This window comes from Winogradskyella forsetii (assembly GCF_013394595.1).
GTDB lineage: Bacteria > Bacteroidota > Bacteroidia > Flavobacteriales > Flavobacteriaceae > Winogradskyella > Winogradskyella forsetii.
Map to the genome: position 1 here is coordinate 2004448 of NZ_CP053348.1, position 17008 is coordinate 2021455.

Annotated in this window: 14 protein-coding genes; 2 read left to right on the forward strand and 12 right to left on the reverse strand. The window is 35.3% G+C overall.

The genetic code is table 11. From position 1 onward, the window contains the following. Position 1: 1 nt before the first annotated feature. The 7 genes from HM987_RS08715 to HM987_RS08745 all read right to left on the reverse strand — a co-directional run bounded on the left by HM987_RS08715 (position 2) and on the right by HM987_RS08745 (position 8427). A complete protein-coding gene (locus HM987_RS08715; protein WP_179007111.1) occupies positions 2-736 on the reverse strand; it encodes a CPBP family intramembrane glutamic endopeptidase in 735 nt (244 codons plus the stop codon). A gap of 37 nt (positions 737-773) precedes the next feature. Next, positions 774-1394 (reverse strand): hypothetical protein, encoded by a 621-nt coding sequence (locus tag HM987_RS08720; protein WP_179007113.1) that lies wholly within the window; start codon positions 1392-1394, stop codon positions 774-776. Between the two features lie 118 nt (positions 1395-1512). Then, positions 1513-2235: a LytR/AlgR family response regulator transcription factor gene (locus HM987_RS08725; protein ID WP_179007115.1), complete on the reverse strand. Its 723-nt coding sequence runs from the start codon at positions 2233-2235 to the stop codon at positions 1513-1515. Then, on the reverse strand, positions 2222-3328 hold the full coding sequence (locus HM987_RS08730; protein ID WP_179007117.1) for a sensor histidine kinase: 1107 nt from the start codon (positions 3326-3328) through the stop codon (positions 2222-2224). Before HM987_RS08730 ends, HM987_RS08725 begins: the two co-directional genes overlap by 14 nt. 160 nt (positions 3329-3488) lie before the next feature. Next, complete coding sequence (locus HM987_RS08735) at positions 3489-4178, reverse strand: GOLPH3/VPS74 family protein (protein WP_179007119.1); 690 nt, start codon at positions 4176-4178, stop codon at positions 3489-3491. Between the two features lie 68 nt (positions 4179-4246). After that, positions 4247-7537, reverse strand: coding sequence for an ABC transporter permease/M1 family aminopeptidase (locus tag HM987_RS08740; protein ID WP_179007121.1), 3291 nt, complete (start codon positions 7535-7537; stop codon positions 4247-4249). A gap of 2 nt (positions 7538-7539) precedes the next feature. Beyond that, positions 7540-8427 (reverse strand): ABC transporter ATP-binding protein, encoded by an 888-nt coding sequence (locus HM987_RS08745; protein ID WP_179007123.1) that lies wholly within the window; start codon positions 8425-8427, stop codon positions 7540-7542. Positions 8428-8639: 212 nt separating this feature from the next. Here HM987_RS08745 and HM987_RS08750 point away from each other — a divergent pair, with 212 nt between their 5' ends. Together HM987_RS08750 and HM987_RS08755 are read left to right on the forward strand one after the other, a co-directional pair. Beyond that, positions 8640-9431 carry a sensor histidine kinase gene (locus HM987_RS08750; protein WP_179007125.1) on the forward strand — a complete coding sequence of 264 codons (792 nt, stop codon included), beginning with the start codon at positions 8640-8642 and terminating at the stop codon, positions 9429-9431. Next, entirely contained in the window at positions 9431-10129 is a 699-nt protein-coding gene (locus tag HM987_RS08755) for a LytR/AlgR family response regulator transcription factor (protein ID WP_306293662.1), read from the forward strand. The genes HM987_RS08750 and HM987_RS08755 overlap by 1 nt, the downstream gene beginning before the upstream one ends. Before the next feature lie 129 nt (positions 10130-10258). On the opposite strand, the gene HM987_RS08760 is transcribed toward HM987_RS08755, so the two are convergent. From HM987_RS08760 to HM987_RS08780, 5 genes are all read right to left on the reverse strand, one after another. Next, a complete protein-coding gene (locus HM987_RS08760) occupies positions 10259-13396 on the reverse strand; it encodes a glycoside hydrolase family 2 TIM barrel-domain containing protein (protein WP_179007128.1) in 3138 nt (1045 codons plus the stop codon). Between the two features lie 202 nt (positions 13397-13598). Then, positions 13599-14189, reverse strand: a complete 591-nt coding sequence (locus HM987_RS08765) for a fasciclin domain-containing protein (protein WP_179007132.1) — start codon at positions 14187-14189, stop codon at positions 13599-13601. Between the two features lie 140 nt (positions 14190-14329). Beyond that, positions 14330-14998, reverse strand: coding sequence for an FAD-binding oxidoreductase (locus tag HM987_RS08770; protein ID WP_179007135.1), 669 nt, complete (start codon positions 14996-14998; stop codon positions 14330-14332). A gap of 123 nt (positions 14999-15121) precedes the next feature. After that, positions 15122-15853 (reverse strand): NAD(P)-dependent oxidoreductase, encoded by a 732-nt coding sequence (locus HM987_RS08775; protein ID WP_179007137.1) that lies wholly within the window; start codon positions 15851-15853, stop codon positions 15122-15124. A 90-nt stretch (positions 15854-15943) separates the two neighbouring features. Further along, complete coding sequence (locus HM987_RS08780; RefSeq protein WP_179007140.1) at positions 15944-16996, reverse strand: serine hydrolase domain-containing protein; 1053 nt, start codon at positions 16994-16996, stop codon at positions 15944-15946. Positions 16997-17008: the final 12 nt, after the last annotated feature.

The window sequence follows — 17008 nt, forward strand, 5'->3', positions numbered from 1 at the left end:
CTTAAGCGAGAATATCCCAACCTGCAAAACCAATAACAGTATAAAACAAGTTGCTTAAGATATGTATTAGAATGGCCATTTTTAAAGATCCTGTTTTTAAATATATGTAACCCCAAGTTATGCTAAAGAGAAAATACATTGGCCATAAAATCATAGGGCTATGTCCAGCAGTAAAAACAACAGAAGTTATTACTATAGCTGCCCAAGCAGGTATCCGCTTTGTTAATGATGATTGTAAATAGCCCCTAAAAACAACCTCTTCCATTATAGGACCTACAATGAGTGCCAATAGTAAAAAGCCACTCATTTCAAGTGCTCCTCCGTTTTCCTGAATAAAACTAAACATTTTAGAGCCACCAGCTATGATCCCTCCTTGGTCAAAGCTTGGTAAAATAACCGACCTATATATCCAGGCTAAAACATGTGTTGAAACCAATGCTGCTATGACTAATAAAACTGCTTTGTTATTTTTGATCTTACTAGCTTGCAGTCCTATTTGTGGATAAAATGATTTGCCAGACCTTTTTAGATCCCACCAGAATAGAAACAATATCATAATACCGCTTAACAAGGCAGACGATACTCCAATAATCTCAATAGGAACTGTCTTTGACGGCGTAAATAACTTAAAAGCATAAGAGGTAATAATTCCTGCTAAAAGCTGACATACGTACATGGCAACGATGGCAAGAACTCCCCTTTTTATTGTTAATTGTGATTTTTTTTCGTCGCTCATATTGATTAATTTGAAATGTTAAGCGTAATTATAAATATTACTTGTTATTTGGGTTTACGTACTTGATTAATTCTTCATTATATACAAAGCCGTCTTGCGTTTGGGTCATTTTAATAAAGTTTTTTATTTCTGGCGCATACAACCAAACTTCATCGGTTTGTGCATTGTAACCTCTAGAATTTGAAACGGTTCCCTTGTATTCTATGGTGTAGGCCATAAATGTCCCTGCTCCTACTGTTTCTTCTTTATAGGATAACACTTTGGCTTCTTGGCTTTGTGTTCCTGTGGTACCATCTTGACTTGTCCAGTTTTTTTCATAAGTCCATGTTTTACCAACTTCTATAGGCCACTTGTATCTTGGTGTTTTACTTTCTTCTGGTTTTACAATGTCTGAAACAGGAACCGTATCTTTAGCAACGACCATTCCTAAACCACCATCTATTTGTACTATTTCTCTTTTATCTTCGCCTTCTGAACGTACTTCACCTTCCGTAGTTACGCCTTTGTATTCCCAAATCCATTGTTCTCCAACGGTATAATCTTTTAGGGTTGGTTGTTCAGTTAATGATGCTTGGTTTTCACTACAAGAACACAGTAGATAAAATAATACTATGCTTATGACTTTAACCAGATAAGATGCTATTTTAAAATAATTCATAATATGATATTTAATTGATTATAGCACAAAGTAAAGGCGTAAGTTTCACTGAAAAAAGCAAAAGTACATGAGCGCCAATAAACGTCAATAAACGTTAGAAAAGCCAACTTTTTATTCGTTATAAACTATTCCAGTTTTTAAATTTAACTGATTGTCTGCTAGAGACTTCTACTTTTTCGCCAGTCGTTAATATAATTTGTAATTTATTATTGAAGTATGGGTGAATCTCTTTGATGTAATGTATGTTAATCATTTGACTTCGATTCACACGAAAAAAGACTTTAGGGTCTAACTTCTCTGCTAATAAATTTAAAGACCGCTTAATCATGGCTTTATCTGAACCAAAATACAGTCGCGCGTAATTTTCTAAAGATTCAATAAAATAAATATCTGTTAGTGGAATAAAGTGACACTTTTCACCATCTTTTATAAATATCTTTTGATGCATGGGTAAGGTTGTAGGCTCAAGTTTTGTCCTATTAGATAATTCTTCCTTTACCTTTTCCATAGTTTTAGAAAAACGCTCATCTCTTAAAGGCTTTACTAAATAGTCTAAAGCATTCATCTCAAAAGCTTTTACAGCATATTGATCATAGGCCGTGGTAAACACAACATCTGGTACATTGGTTAACTCTTCCAATAAGTCAAAACCAGATTTACCAGGCATGTGAATATCTAAAAACAATAAGTCTGGTTGTAAGTCTTCAATGAGCGTTATGGCCTCATCCACATGACTGGCTTCACCAATAATTTCAAACTCTTGATGTTTTTCTAATGCGCGTTTTACTTCTTCTCGCGCTAAACGTTCATCATCAATAATTATGGTTTTAAATGTATTCATTGTCTATATGCATTGGAATTATTATTGTAGCACAGACCTGGTTGTTTTCATGCGGTGTTAAACTAAAACTAGCCTTGCCTTTATATTGAATTTCTAGGCGCTTTTTTAAGTTTTTTAGACCTAAACCAACCTTGTTATTTTGATTAATGACTCCAGGATTCTCAACAGTCATGTGAATATGGTTATCCTCTTCTTTAAGGTTTAAGACCACAGCACCACCATCAACTTTTAAGTCGATGCCGTGTTTAATGGCGTTTTCTACTAACAACTGAATACTTAAGGCAGGAATTTTATAATTAATAAGGCTTTTATCAATATTTGTTTTGAGCTGAAGCCGTTCTTCAAAACGCATTTTTTCTAATTCAATATAATCATAAACTAGATCGAGCTCGTTTTTAATAGGTATTAAATCTTTGTCTTTTTCATATAAGGATGAACGTAATAAGTCTGATAACAAATCAATAGCTCTTCTTGCTGTATCAGGACTTTCAATGACTAATGACTTAATAGAATTTAAGGAGTTGAATAAGAAATGTGGATTTAATTGCGCTGATAAATTATCTAATTGGGCTTGTTTTGCTATTATAGACAATTGAGCATTCTCCCGTGTGGTATCGACTTCTTTTTGATAGTAATGATATAGGTGATACGCGAGTAACCAAATGGTCATATGCCTTAAACCAGTAATTAAAACAGGGTTCCAAACAAAAAGAGGATTCCAAACAAAAACCTTGCTTATCGAATCACTTTGACTATTTACTAAATAAATATAGGCAGCCATTTTAAGATTCATCAGTAACATGAATACAACAGAAAGTATAAGGAGCGCAGGAATTACTTTCCAAATCAATTTTTTTATACCTAATTCATTCCACTTGCGTTGTATAGCAAGAGTTCGATAAGCATGTGTTATTGCTATGCATATCGCCACGTCAAAAAAGTAGTTAATAATGGCATGAGACATTTGAAAACTATCCCTGAACAAGGCAATGTAAAGCCAAAAAAGAGAAACCAGCCCCCAACCTATTAATTGGCACTTCCAATACAGCGATATGCTGGTATGACTCGTCTTTATTTTATTATTGCTTTCCATTTTAAACAAAGCAACGAAATACTTTTTAAATTGAAAAGTAAAAGTACAGGAACGTCAAATATGAGGTTTAAGTGTTGATTATAAAAACTATATGGCAAACAAATAAGTTACCTAATAGACAACACTATAATACATATTGTATTGTAACCAAATTATTACACTATGTGCTTGTAACAGTTGTTGTAGCAATTGAAGACGAAATTATCACCACTAGCATGGCTAAGATAATTTCATGCACCTCTTTTATAGTAGCACTTAAAAGCGGACTATTCTTGGCCTCAGCTATTGTTCTCTTAATGTTATCTTTATAGCGTTTAGCGCGATCCTTTCCATAAACGGTTCGGTTTAAATTACATGAATCTATCAGACTAATAAGCATAAGCTCATCCAATGCTGGGCTTTTGTTAAATTCTATGATCTCATATAACCGTTTTCGTAGGCTGTATTCTGGCTTCGAATTAACCGTTGGAAATTTATCATTATTAAATACCCATAAAAACTTTTCCTCTCTTTTGGTTAAAATGCCTTTTAAAATGAGCTTATCGAGAATTTCTTTTTTGATGGCGCGTTCTTTGTTCCCCAACTTTTGTACCCAATATTTAAGTGTACGTGCTTTCTTTGAACTTCTTAATTGCTCTAAATAAACATCAAGTAACCCATCGTTAGTTTGCTTTGAGTTATTCACAATAACTTTTTTGTTTTCTATTTTGATACAGTCTTGTAATGATAGTTCCAATACTATGGCACCAGCTAATCCATAAGTCAATGCAAATGGCCCAGAAACAAAAGTCCCCTTGTCATCATCTAATACCAATAGCAGCAGTTTATCTGCCAAGTTTAAGTCTGTCATTATATGAGTTTTTTATACCTCTATATGTTGCTCAAAATTCTGAAATGTTACAATAAAGGACCTTTTAATTATAATTCTATAGGCTTCACTGTCTCAAACAAATCTGTAATTACATACTGAAGTGAATCTGGTGTCACTGCTTTAAAATACCCTATTAAATCTTTACTGGTGGCATAGCGATTGGTAGTTGTTTTTAGTTTGCCGTTGGTGGTATTCCAATCTTCCAAAAAGTGTCTTAAAGCTTTATTTACGCGCTCCTCTCCTATTTCTTTTTGAAATTGATACATATTGATGGCACCTTTAGCATAATACACATAATCTTGATGTTCTACTAACGCCAACGAAGGTTCTTCTAAAGCTTCCCTATCTTTTCCTTCTTTATATCTCTCGTTCTGATGTTCTAAAAACTGAAGTAGCTTCTCTTCAGAATACTGGTCCTTCAAAACCATCATAGCGGCATACTGCGATAAGGTTTCTAAAATAAAATATTGCCCTTTTACATTTGCTGCCTCCACTTGCATACCAAACCATTGGTGGGCAATTTCGTGAGCGGTGATGAAAAATGCCATATCTACATCCTGCTCATCATCAATATCTAAAACAAAACCTATGGATTCTGAAAATGGAATGGTGCCAGGAAACGATTGTGCAAATTGCGCATAACGTGGAAATTCCATGATACGCAGTTGCTCGTATTGATAAGGGCTAAAGTTTTTGCTGTAATAATTTAATGAAGCTTTCATGGAGCTCATCATTCTATCAATGTTGTAATAGTGTGCTTTATGATAATAAATTTCAAGATCAACAGGATTTCCTAAAGCATCTTGATCTGGCGTCCATATGTCTTTTTTTAGTTCATAGGTTGCTGAAACTATGGCGTAAAAATTAATCATCGGAACTTTCATTTTATAATGAAAATAATTGCGATTGTTTTCTGTCCATTGCTTCTCTAAACTACCAGGTGCTAAAGCGGTTTGATTTTCTGAAGTACCTATAGTCATGTCAAAATGAATACCATCCGAATCACTACCAGATCTTGCATTTTTAAGTTCGTATTTATGGTCTCTGTTTTCTCTACTCATTCTTATTGGCAAATTATTAGCTTCCCTTTCATCAGCATCATTTAATTCATATTTTTTACTATAGCCAATAGTTGGTAAATCGGAATTATTAAAAAATGTACCATTATTATTGATGTTTACATTGGAGTTTCCTAATTCAAATCCTTTGGTGGCAAAACGTTGCTCAAAATACATGGTTACGGAGTCACCAGGTTTTAGGGCTATATTGAGATTATAGATAGTGTAATCAAAATTTTTATACTGATTATCAGTTGTAAAACCACCTTCAAAAGCGATAGTATCTATTGTTATATTGCTTTCAATAAGTTTTTGAATATGAACTTTTTGGATACGCTTATTTGTAGTGTTTTTTAAAGTGTAATACCCTTTTGCGGTATAGTCTCGGTTTTCAGGATACAACTCTAATTGTAAGTCAACAGCGACTATCTTGGGTTGTGGTAAATATTCAAATGGTTTGAGTTCCTTTTCATAGGCGACTCGAAACGCCGTTGCTTCTGAATCTGTCCAATACTCATTTAAAATATTCGTATTATAAAATATAACACTTCCAACAGTTATAAAGGTCAAAAGTATCACGCAAAAAAGCCTAAAAAGCGGCTTGCTCAATCTGTATTTACCCACTTTTATACGTTTTATCAAGTTGGTTTCAGTACCTCTAACCGACATTAAAGATGCTACAATTAATAATAACATGCCAAAGAGAAACCAGTACGATTTAATTAACAGATAGGGTTTTAAAAAATGCCCGTAACCATTCATATCAGAATAGGCTCCTAACGCGCTTCCTCCAAAAAAGTATAAATCATGATCAAACCCAAACAGTCCCATAGCTATGTTAGATATAAAGAATACAATAACTAACATAACACCCACAAACTTATGATTCACCAGTGCTTGGATAAAAAAAGCAATAAAGGTATATAAGGCTAGAGACGGTAATATCTCTAAAAAGAAACCAGAAAAATAGACTTGAAACTCATAGTTATAATAGCCACTCAATGTTTGAAATAGAATTCCTGAACCAATTAAAGCGAGCATAAGAACCACATAAACTAAGTTTAATCCCATAAACTTACCAGCTAATTTCATAAAGCTTGACATTGGTGTGGCGTCATAAATGAGATCTAGTTGAGCGCCTCGCTCTTTCCATACCAATTCTCCTGAATAAAACACTAATATTATAATGAAAAAGTAAATTGACGTTTCTTTAAGTTCTTCGACAATAAAATAGGTTGCCGGATAGCTATCTACACCATACACAGTTCCAAGATTTACCGAATTAATTAGGATGATAATCATCCCGCAAATAACAATACCCCTAAATGAAGCTTGCTTGCAAATGCTCACAAAATAAAACCAAGAAAACTCTTTTAACTGCGTTAATTTGAAACGCATACCATAATGCTTTTTAGCAGCTGGTATCACCAAAACCTTACCGTCATACAAGGATGTATGAGCCAGCACTTGCTGCTTTTTCCGTTTAGATCGCTTGTCTTTGACCACATTAAAATTGAATTTTTTAAAACCGTAAATCAGTGCTATTATCCCCAAAGCCATCCAAAACAGTTTGTTATACAGTAATGCCCCAATGAATGGAAGGTTTTGCGTGCTCTTTTCTATAGCTGTCCAAGATTTTGTAGCATAAGTAGTTGTTGTTAACGAAAACGGATCTAGAATGGCTTGCCAAAATTCATTGGTAATGGATTTGGTTAGCATAAAAACCACAAATACTATAATTCCTTGTGTATATACGACCACCAGGTTTCTACTTAAGGCTCCTGTTACAAAAAATAGTGATGCCCCAAAAAATAAAGTTGGCAAGGTTATCAATACAAACGTTTTTAAATAAAGCATAGCATTAAATTCTAACAGATCTTTTGGGTTTTGCCATGGCATAAATTCACCCAGCATCATACCAAATAGAATACCCGTAAATGCAAATAATAAAACCGTAAATGATCCTAAAAATCGACCCAGCAAATACTCTTTTTTATTGATTGGCGTCGAAAACAGCAATGATTCTATATTGTATTCAAAATCCCTTAATACAGAGACTCCCATGATCATGGACGCTAAGATCATGAATATGCCAGTAATAGCTCCCATGGTTTTTGCAATCACTATGGGTGAGTTTTTTTTCATAAGTCCCATTTCTGACCCTTGAAAAATAAAATCTACTCCTACAATGGAAAACAGAAATAGAAACAGGAAGAATACATAGGTGTCTGGTCGTTTGATTCGGTAATGTAATTCGAACTTAAAAATTTGATACCACATAATTAGTTAGATTTAGAATTCGTATTACGGAATATTTCAGAGAAATACACATCTTCTAACTCCGCATTAATTAGCGAAAAACCATCTCCTGGATGAGTATCACTTAAAATGTGAATGGTTGGTTTTCCTAGAAACAATTTCTCACTAATAACCTGATAGTTATTTTTGTAAAGGGTCAATTCTGCCTTTTTTACTGTTTTTTGATACACTTTGTCTTTTAGACCTTCTAGTATTTGCAAAGGCTGTCCTTTTAAGCACACCTTACCTTGATTGATGATGGCCATGTTTGTACAGAGCTCTTTAACATCATCAACAATATGGGTCGATAAAATAACTACGGTATGCTCTCCTAATTCACTCAACACGTTGTAAAATCGGTTCCGCTCTACAGGATCCAATCCAGCCGTAGGCTCATCCACAATAAGTAACTTCGGGTTATTAAGTAAGGCCTGTGCAATACCAAAACGCTGCTTCATACCACCAGAAAACCCTTTAAGGTTTTGGTTTCGTACCTCGTATAAATTCGTTTTATTTAGAAGTGCTTTCACCAATTCATGGCGCTCATGTTTATTGGAAATCCCTTTTAGTACGGCAAAATGATTGAGTAATACCTCTGCAGATATTTTGGGATACAAGCCAAATTGCTGTGGCAAATAGCCTAATACCTGTCGTAACTCATTTTTTTGTTGTAGTACATCTATGTCTCCAAGGGTAACTGATCCTGTATCGGCTTCTTGCAGTGTGGCAATGGTCCGCATTAACGTAGATTTGCCTGCACCATTCGGACCTAATAATCCGAACATACCAGTTGGTATCTCTAATGAAACCTTCTGTAAGGCTTGAATACCATTGGAATAGGTCTTTGATAAATTATCAATAATAAGTTCCATACTGTTCGTTTTTTGATTGATTGTTTGATGCAAACTTAGAGGCTATCCCTAAAGCTAAAAAGTAAATGTGATGCATTGCTCGTTAGGTGGGATACAAACACTTGTAAATCGCACGAACGCACTTTATCACTACCAAATAGCTGTTTAACCCTTGAGGCCTATTGTTTATCAACTAATTAGCAGATAGAAATTTATTTAATTAATATTGACCTATGAAGTTGAAAATATCTGATAGGAAAAAGACAATCCTCAACCGGTTTTATAAAATTACGCTCGTGATTATAGGTGTCGTCATTGTATTATTTAATGACACTTTTGGCAAATTAGAAGGTTTTGTAGAATTTATTGCATTGTACTTTATACTTGTATTTATCACCATTGCTTATTGGATTTTCAAGCAAATCAAATCGATTATCCAATTAAAGAATGAAAAAGAAAAAACAGAATTACTACATTTAAAAAGTCAAGTGAATCCACATTTCTTCTTCAACACACTCAACAATTTATATGGCTTAATGAAGAAAGATTCCAAGGAACGCGAAATGGTACTCAAACTGTCGGGTATGATGCGCTATAGTATTTATGAAGGTGAAAAAGATTGGGTAACCCTTCAGCAAGAACATGATTACTTACAAAACTACATCCAGCTTCAAGAAATTCGCTATCATAAAAAGTCCGATATTCAATTTCATACTGAAATAGATAATCCCCAAGCCAGAATCATGCCCTTGCTATTTATTATTTTAGTAGAAAATGCCTTTAAGCATGGCTTGGAAAATTTAGAGAAAGACGCCTACATCCATATCAGCTTAACCGAAAAGGATAATAACGTATATTTCACTATTGAAAATAATTTTGAAGTACAGATAGCACCCAATACAGAAGGCATTGGCTTAAAAAACTTAAATAGGCGTTTAGAATTGGTATACCCCAAAAAGCATTTACTATCGTTTGATGTAAATAGCAATACCTATAAAGTTACACTTTCTTTAAAGATAAAATAATGACATATCTAATTATAGATGACGAACCTATAGCTCACAAGATCATTATGGAATATTGTGACATGCTTCCGCATCTGACATTGCAAAAAAACTGCTATAACGCTTTAGAAGCGCTTGAATATTTAAATACAAATCATGTCGACTTAATCTTTTTAGATATAAATATGCCAAAGCTTAAAGGCTTCGAGTTTTTAAAAACACTAACAGCGCCACCAAAAGTTATAGTTACAACGGCATATAGCGAGTTTGCAATTGAAGGTTATGAGCTTAATGTTCAAGATTACCTGTTAAAACCCTTTAGTTTCGAACGCTTTTTAAAAGCTGTAAATAGAGTAATGGGCTCCGATACAATGACTAAAAACATAGCTTCAGAAGAAACGGATACGGCACCAAAACGCTTATTTCTGCGCCAGAATAAATCGTATATCCAAGTAGAGGTAGATCGTATTTTATTTATAGAAGCTGCAGGTAATTACACAAAAATTGTGTCAAAAACGGAAACCATTACCATTCGCGAGAAAATATCCGAAATATTTGAAACACTACCATCAGAACATTTTATACAAGTTCACAAATCGTTTGCTGTAGCTATAAGACATATGAATAAAATTGATGGCAACAGAATACATATTCAAGACCATGCCATTCCTATTGGGAAATTATATAAAGCCAACCTAATTAAGATTTTGAATGCATAGCGCTTTTCAATTGCTACTTGGCTCCTATTAATTCCAAATGTTAAGTATGGGCTTCACTTAGTGAAAAATGTGTTTTTCTATAGTAACAGTTGCGATAATTCAATTACCCCTATTGCTAATGCATGGGATCTATAGTATAGGTAAATGATAGCTCTTTAGCCGGAATGCAGTATTCTTATGTGGCATAGCTCCCCAACTATTATCACCACCAACGCCCATTTGTGCCATATCTATATTGATGTTGACGAACTCTCTTTTTTTAATATCCGTAGTATGCCTTTGTTGTTTTGTTTTACCCGCATCAAAATCATCATTAAATTGATGGTGTGCGCTAAAACTGAAGTGATTTGGAGCTGTAATTTTAATGCCTTTTCCTTTGTCATTTAAAAACATCGCCCAACGTGTGTCTGTTTTATAACCATTTTCTTGCGGGCGAATGTAGGGAACGTAAAGGTTTGCTACTTCCGATTGATATTGCCCCACTAATGCTGCTGTGTTGCGGTCTTGATAGTTTTCGTGAGGGCCTCTACCAAACCATTTCACGGTATTAAATTCATCATTAATTATAAAATTAGTCCCAAATCTCGGTAAGGTTGGTAATGCTGAATTTACATCTTTTAATTTTGTTTCAATGGCTATGGCACCATCGCTGGAAATCTTATAGCTTAACGCCACTTTAGCATATTGCGCATCTGGTAAGTTGTAGTTAACATTTACAATGACGTCATTATTTTTTAAGGACTCATTAAATGCTATTAATTCTTGTGTTTGCGTTGCTTTCTTCCAAAGCCCTAATCGCTTAGGCATTTTAAAACCATAGTCGTTATCTGTTGGAGCTCTCCAAAAGTTCGGGGTTATCCCTTCTTTTAAAATATTACCATTGCCGTAGTCAATCGTTTTCAACACCCCAGTTTTCGTATCGAATTCTATTTTGAAATTAGGGTTGGATGCTGTTAGACTTGTATCCGTTTTTGATACCTTTATGTTCTTGTCAGACGAAGTAGACTTAGTTAAAAATGTTCCTTTTTGAAGTTCTATTTGCTCGTAAGCCAAAATATGACCTTTAGGGATTAAGTCACTCGTTGTTGCGGCTTTGGCATAGATGTTAAGATGGTAATCGCTATGGCTATTGGAGAGTTGGGGTAAGTCTATACGCTGTTTTGTAGATTGATAAGGTGCTACATTGAGTTTTGGCAAGTTTCCTGATGCGACCTCAATACCATTTTCTAACAGTTGCCATGAAAAATCCAAGGTATTTAAGTTGGTGAAATCATAGCGATTCTGTATTTCAATAGCTCCGAGATCCGTAGTATGAATTGGCTTAAACTTTACGTATTGATATACTTTTTTCATTTCGAACAATAATGGCTGCGCTGTTCGGTCTGGGTTTACAATACCATTGAGACAAAAATTATTGTCATTTTGTAAATGGCCGCCTCCAAGATCACCACCATAAGCCCAATAGTTTTCGCCAGCTTCGGTTTGTGTTAAAATACCTTGATCTACCCAGTCCCAAATAAAACCGCCTTGCATAGTTGGGTATTGCTCTATCACATCCCAATACTCTTGAAGATTACCCAAACTATTGCCCATGGCATGCGCATATTCGCATAGGATTAATGGGCGTTCCCCACTCTCTTCAACATATTTAACCATTATTTGTATTGGCCAATACATTGGCGCTTGAATATCCGTATTCTCATAACTTGTAGCCCCTTCATATTGCGTTGGCCTTGTGGTATCATTTGTTTTTAACCATTTATAAGTGCTAAAGAAATTATCGCCATTACCTGCCTCATTCCCTAAGGACCAAATGATAATACTTGGATGGTTTTTATCCCTTTGATACATACGGATGGTTCGGTCTAAATGCGCGGCTTTCCAATCTGGTAAATAGGCGGGATGTTGTTTTTGACCCTCCAAATTGTTGTCCAAACCTTGATTAGTAGTGCCCATTCCATGTGTTTCAATATTGGCTTCATCTATCACATAAAAGCCGTACTTATCAGCTAAGCGATAAAAATGAGGATCTTTTGGATAGTGACTACAACGAATGGCATTGATGTTATTCTGTTTCATGATTTTCATATCCTTGGTGGTTAATGCTTCAGACACTACGTGACCCGTAATATCGTCATGGTCGTGTAAATTAACCCCTTTAAGCAATACCGGCTTCCCATTCACCAAGAACTGACTGTTTTCAATTTTTACATTTCTGAATCCCACTTGGACTGCCGTCGATTCGCCGTTTACGGTAATGAGCAAGGTGTATAAATTGGGCTGTTCGGCGCTCCATGGCTTTGCATCTGGAATCACTTTATGAAACACTATATTGTTTTTGCCTGTGGTTAAATCGGCGGCTTTGGACTCTGAATAGATTTCGGTTTCTCCCTCAAAAAGTTTAACCACTACTGTTTTTTCAACTGAAGATGCGGTATTATTATCCACTTGGAGGTTTAGGTCTAAAACGCCATCTGAATAGCTGTTTTCAAGATCTGAATTCACTTTAACATCTCTTAAAGTGACTTTATTGGATGCATAGAAATACACATCGCGCTCAATGCCAGATAGTCTCCAAAAATCTTGATCTTCCATGTAGCTCGCATCGGACCAGCGCATCACTTGAACGGCCAAATCATTACGGCCTTCTTTGACGAACTCTGTAATTTTAAACTCAGCAGCTGTTTTACTACCTTCATTGTAACCCAGCATTTCGCCATTTAACCACACATACATCGCACCACTGACGCCTACAAAATGTAAGTATATGTCTTTGCCATCCCAGTCTTCCGGAAGATCAAATGTCTTTTTATAGCTGCCGTTGTTGTTTAAATTATGAGGTATAAAAGGTGGATTCGCCGGAAACATATACGTAACATTGGTATAAACAGGAATACCAAAACCTTTCATCTCCCAATTTGATGGCACCTCGATGGTATCCCAACCACTGATATCAAAATCCGTTTTATAGAAGTTTGTTGGCCTTGCCTGAACGCTATCCGCGTAATAGAAATTCCACGTTCCATTAAGTGATTTGTATAGCGAAGAGTTATGCCAACTCTCATTTTTTAGTGCTCCTGTTTCATCTGTGTATTTATAAAACGAGGCTGTTGGTTCCTCCCTATTGATTTGAAAAATTTCTGGGTTTTCCCATTCTGGATCTGTCCATGTTTCGGCTTTATAAACTGGTTTTTCTATCGATTGGTTTTTACACGACAAAATGGTTAATAGGGCTAATAAAACGACTAGATTATTAATTTTAATCATGAAAATAAAGGTATGCTAATTGCTATAATTATTTGATAAAAGCAAAGTTATAGAAATCACTGGATATATTAAGACTGAAACATTCGGTTTTAAATTGCTTTTTACCTAAACTTATATCATAGTTGAAATAGGTGCACAAAAAAACCACTGTAACATAACATTACAATGGTTTTTTCTGCTATTAATCTAAAGCAATCAATAATTATTTTGGCATCACAACCGAATCAATAGCGTGAATTACACCATTTGAGGCTGCGACGTCGGCCATTATTACGGTAGACATGCCACCGTTCGCGTCTTTCAACATCACATTGCCGTCGTTAAGACTCAATGTAATTTCGCCGCCTTGTACGGTAGCTACTGTAAATGATCCATTATTTTTCTTAATAGCGTCAATGACTGCCGAGGCCTCATATTTCCCTGATACCACGTGATACGTTAATATACTGGTTAATTTTTCTTTATTCTCTGGCTTTAATAATGTACCTACTGTACCTTCTGGTAATTTATTGAAGGCATCGTTAGTTGGTGCAAATACTGTAAACGGCCCTTTTCCACTAAGTGTCTCTACTAAATCGGCAGCTTTTACTGCAGCCACTAAGGTTGAAAAGTTTTCATTGCCTACGGCAACTTCTACAATATTAGGATCAGACGCTTCCTTTTCTTCTGTTATGACTTCTGCAATTTCTTGCGATTGTGTAGTCTCTTCCGTTTTTTCTTTCTTGTTGGATTCACAAGAGAAGAATACTACTGTACTTAAGGCTAAAATGCTTAATGTTTTAATCGTTTTCATAGTTTTAATTATTTGGTTTGTTAAATTATAGGGTAAAGATATTGTATAATTCCTATTGTTTAACTTAATTAACAAAAGATTAAACAAAATTAGTGTTAAATAAATGTTGCAACTTAAAAACGCTAGACATTTAGCGCCTATTAAGCCTCTTCTTCTATAATATGAGATTTTGGTAATCCCATTTTAAATAAATCAGATTTTAGAGCTTCCATCATTGGCGGTGGACCACATAAATACACAGGGTTGGTCACTTCCAAATTATGTGATTTTAAATACTCTGCGTCAATATGGCCATGCTTATAATCTTTGTGGTCTTCATCGGAAAGTGTGAGGTGTAAATCATTCTCTAACCAAGCTTCGAGATTATTTTTATATATGATATCACGTTCTTCTTTATTGCTAAAAAACAGTTTGTTGCCCTTGAGTTGTCCCTTTTGATTTAAATCTTTAAGAATAGCTATAAAAGGTGTCACTCCTGCGCCACCTGCAATGAAAGATCCTGTTCCTTTGTAATTGATAGCACCCCAAGCATCGCCTATAAGTAAGGTATCGCCAACTTCTAACTTTTCGAGCTGCTCTGTAACACCATTATGCGATGGATATACTTTAATTGTGAATTCTAATTCCTTATCTTCAGGTAAATTCGTAAATGTGAATGGCCGTTTTTCATTACGATAGTTAGGTTTATCAATGGCCATTTCAGTGGCTTGTCCTGGTGTAAAGGTATATCCCTTAGGTTTGTCCGTAACAAAGTGTAATACATTATGATTGACGTGCTCTATCTTTTTTATTTGTATCTTATATTCCATATCTGAATGCTATTTATTTTGCCTAAATATCAGGCTAATAAAGTGATTTTATTAACCCTATTCATTGAAATACTAATTGTTCTGCGTTGATAATTGGATACTACTTAAATGAAAGACAGACATTTAATCATGGTCTGAAGTGCTATAAATAACTGGCATCTGCCCTTTCCATTTGTTCCATAAATGAGCATCGTTAATTAAACTGGCCATAAAATGCGCCACATTGATACGACTCACCTTACCAGCATTAAAAATAGCGCTTCTTATTGGCGATACATGGATGTCGTAACTGGACACTTCGCTCTCATTAATTAATCCATCTGGTCTCACAGCAACCCATTCAATAGACTTATCATTTTGTCCAATTTGCGTGCGTAAATAATCGGCTGCCTTTTCGTTATCGACATGTGGAGGCAATAATAAACGAAGCAAACCAATAACACATTTTTGAGCCAAGGAAATCGGTTCATTTAAATCGCGATTACGGTTTCCTGTGGTGTTCATTAAAACAAACTTTGTGGGACTTTGCAAATGGTTTGATTTTATGGCATGGCACAACCGTCGTGTGGCATCCGTTACCAATCGTCTTGGTTTTCCGTAGACACCTTTCCAAGTTAAATTATGACCAAGGCAAGACGCCACCGCATCGCAATCCTTGACTATTTTCGCCATTTCTGTATCACTTAAGTCTAATACACTCGCCGAAATGATTTCGAGATTACTATTGGTGTGCCATGGTTTTGGCAATTTTTTGGGTGTTCTTACGATTACTTTAACATGGTGTGTTTCAAGTAACAATTGCTCTACTAATTTACGTCCTGTGGCACCACTTGCGCCTACTACTAAAACTGTCATATGATTTATAGGTTGATTGATTGATATGTATTAAAGACGATGTACTAGAAAAATTGTTTCACTTTTTTCAATACCATTTTTGTTTCAGTTTTACAGCCCCTTTGCTTTACGTAAGATTTTAACGACGCGACTATGTGTGATCTGCAACAAATTCCATTGGTAACCTTCAAAATCGGTGGTGTTCATAAACTGGACGACTACAGCATCAATATCTTTGTGGTATTCGGCCATACTTTGATAGCCAGGAAGCAATCCTCCATGATTAAACTCATATATAGATTTGTAGATTTCCATTTCGTCTTCATTGAGCAATGAACCATCGTTTAATGCTCTTAAAAATCGACCCACATCTTCCGCAGTAGCTATCATGCCTTGTTCCTCGGTTTTGAAATCGTCGTCAATACCGACGTAATAGCCACTCATAACATCGTCGAGATTTACTTCACTAAGCGACCCGAATGTATTTTTAAGTCCAAGAGGTGTTAAAATTTCCTCATTGAAATAGTGTTGACGGTCATAACCTACAACTTTCTCAATGATTCTGGAAAGCAACAAATAATTGGTATTTGAATAGCCATAATCCTTGTTTGGTTCAAAATCGGCTGGTAAATCAAGGGCATAGTGCAGGACATCTTTACCAATATTTGGTTGATTCTTCCAAAAATCTGGACTGTCCGTGTAATTAGGAATGCCACTTCGGTGTTGCACCATCATTCTCAAGGTGATTTGATCTGCATTTTCTATTCTTCCCATAAGTTCAGGAAAGTAATCAGCGAGTGTTTGATCTAAAGATAAACGTTGCTCATTAGCTAATTTGGTAATAGCAACTGCGACATATAACTTGCTTATACTGGCAATTTTGAATAAAGCATTTGGTTTAGCTGGTATTTTTTGTTCTCGGTTATGATAACCAGCCGTGTAGAATGCTGGTGGCTTACCTGCTTCATCTACATATACAATGACACCATCAAAACCATAACCCAACGTCTGATTCACTTGTTCTTGAACTGTGTTTGGTAGTGGTAATATCCAAGCTTTTACTAAAATCCATGGAACGAACCATAAGGAGATAAACGTACCAACAAGCAGGACGATTCTAAAAATTTGTTTTCCTTTTGAAGGCTTTTTTGTCGCGCTTACCATGATTAATACGTT

What these genes read in the sequence shown, in the direction of transcription:
- HM987_RS08715 (WP_179007111.1), bottom strand. Translation starts at nt 736, where the DNA reads ATGAGCGACGAAAAAAAATCACAATTAACAATAAAAAGGGGAGTTCTT.
- HM987_RS08720 (WP_179007113.1), bottom strand. Translation starts at nt 1,394, where the DNA reads ATGAATTATTTTAAAATAGCATCTTATCTGGTTAAAGTCATAAGCATA.
- HM987_RS08725 (WP_179007115.1), bottom strand. Translation starts at nt 2,235, where the DNA reads ATGAATACATTTAAAACCATAATTATTGATGATGAACGTTTAGCGCGA.
- HM987_RS08730 (WP_179007117.1), bottom strand. Translation starts at nt 3,328, where the DNA reads ATGGAAAGCAATAATAAAATAAAGACGAGTCATACCAGCATATCGCTG.
- HM987_RS08735 (WP_179007119.1), bottom strand. Translation starts at nt 4,178, where the DNA reads ATGACAGACTTAAACTTGGCAGATAAACTGCTGCTATTGGTATTAGAT.
- HM987_RS08740 (WP_179007121.1), bottom strand. Translation starts at nt 7,537, where the DNA reads ATGTGGTATCAAATTTTTAAGTTCGAATTACATTACCGAATCAAACGA.
- HM987_RS08745 (WP_179007123.1), bottom strand. Translation starts at nt 8,427, where the DNA reads ATGGAACTTATTATTGATAATTTATCAAAGACCTATTCCAATGGTATT.
- HM987_RS08750 (WP_179007125.1), top strand. Translation starts at nt 8,640, where the DNA reads ATGAAGTTGAAAATATCTGATAGGAAAAAGACAATCCTCAACCGGTTT.
- HM987_RS08755 (WP_306293662.1), top strand. Translation starts at nt 9,431, where the DNA reads ATGACATATCTAATTATAGATGACGAACCTATAGCTCACAAGATCATT.
- HM987_RS08760 (WP_179007128.1), bottom strand. Translation starts at nt 13,396, where the DNA reads ATGATTAAAATTAATAATCTAGTCGTTTTATTAGCCCTATTAACCATT.
- HM987_RS08765 (WP_179007132.1), bottom strand. Translation starts at nt 14,189, where the DNA reads ATGAAAACGATTAAAACATTAAGCATTTTAGCCTTAAGTACAGTAGTA.
- HM987_RS08770 (WP_179007135.1), bottom strand. Translation starts at nt 14,998, where the DNA reads ATGGAATATAAGATACAAATAAAAAAGATAGAGCACGTCAATCATAAT.
- HM987_RS08775 (WP_179007137.1), bottom strand. Translation starts at nt 15,853, where the DNA reads ATGACAGTTTTAGTAGTAGGCGCAAGTGGTGCCACAGGACGTAAATTA.
- HM987_RS08780 (WP_179007140.1), bottom strand. Translation starts at nt 16,996, where the DNA reads ATGGTAAGCGCGACAAAAAAGCCTTCAAAAGGAAAACAAATTTTTAGA.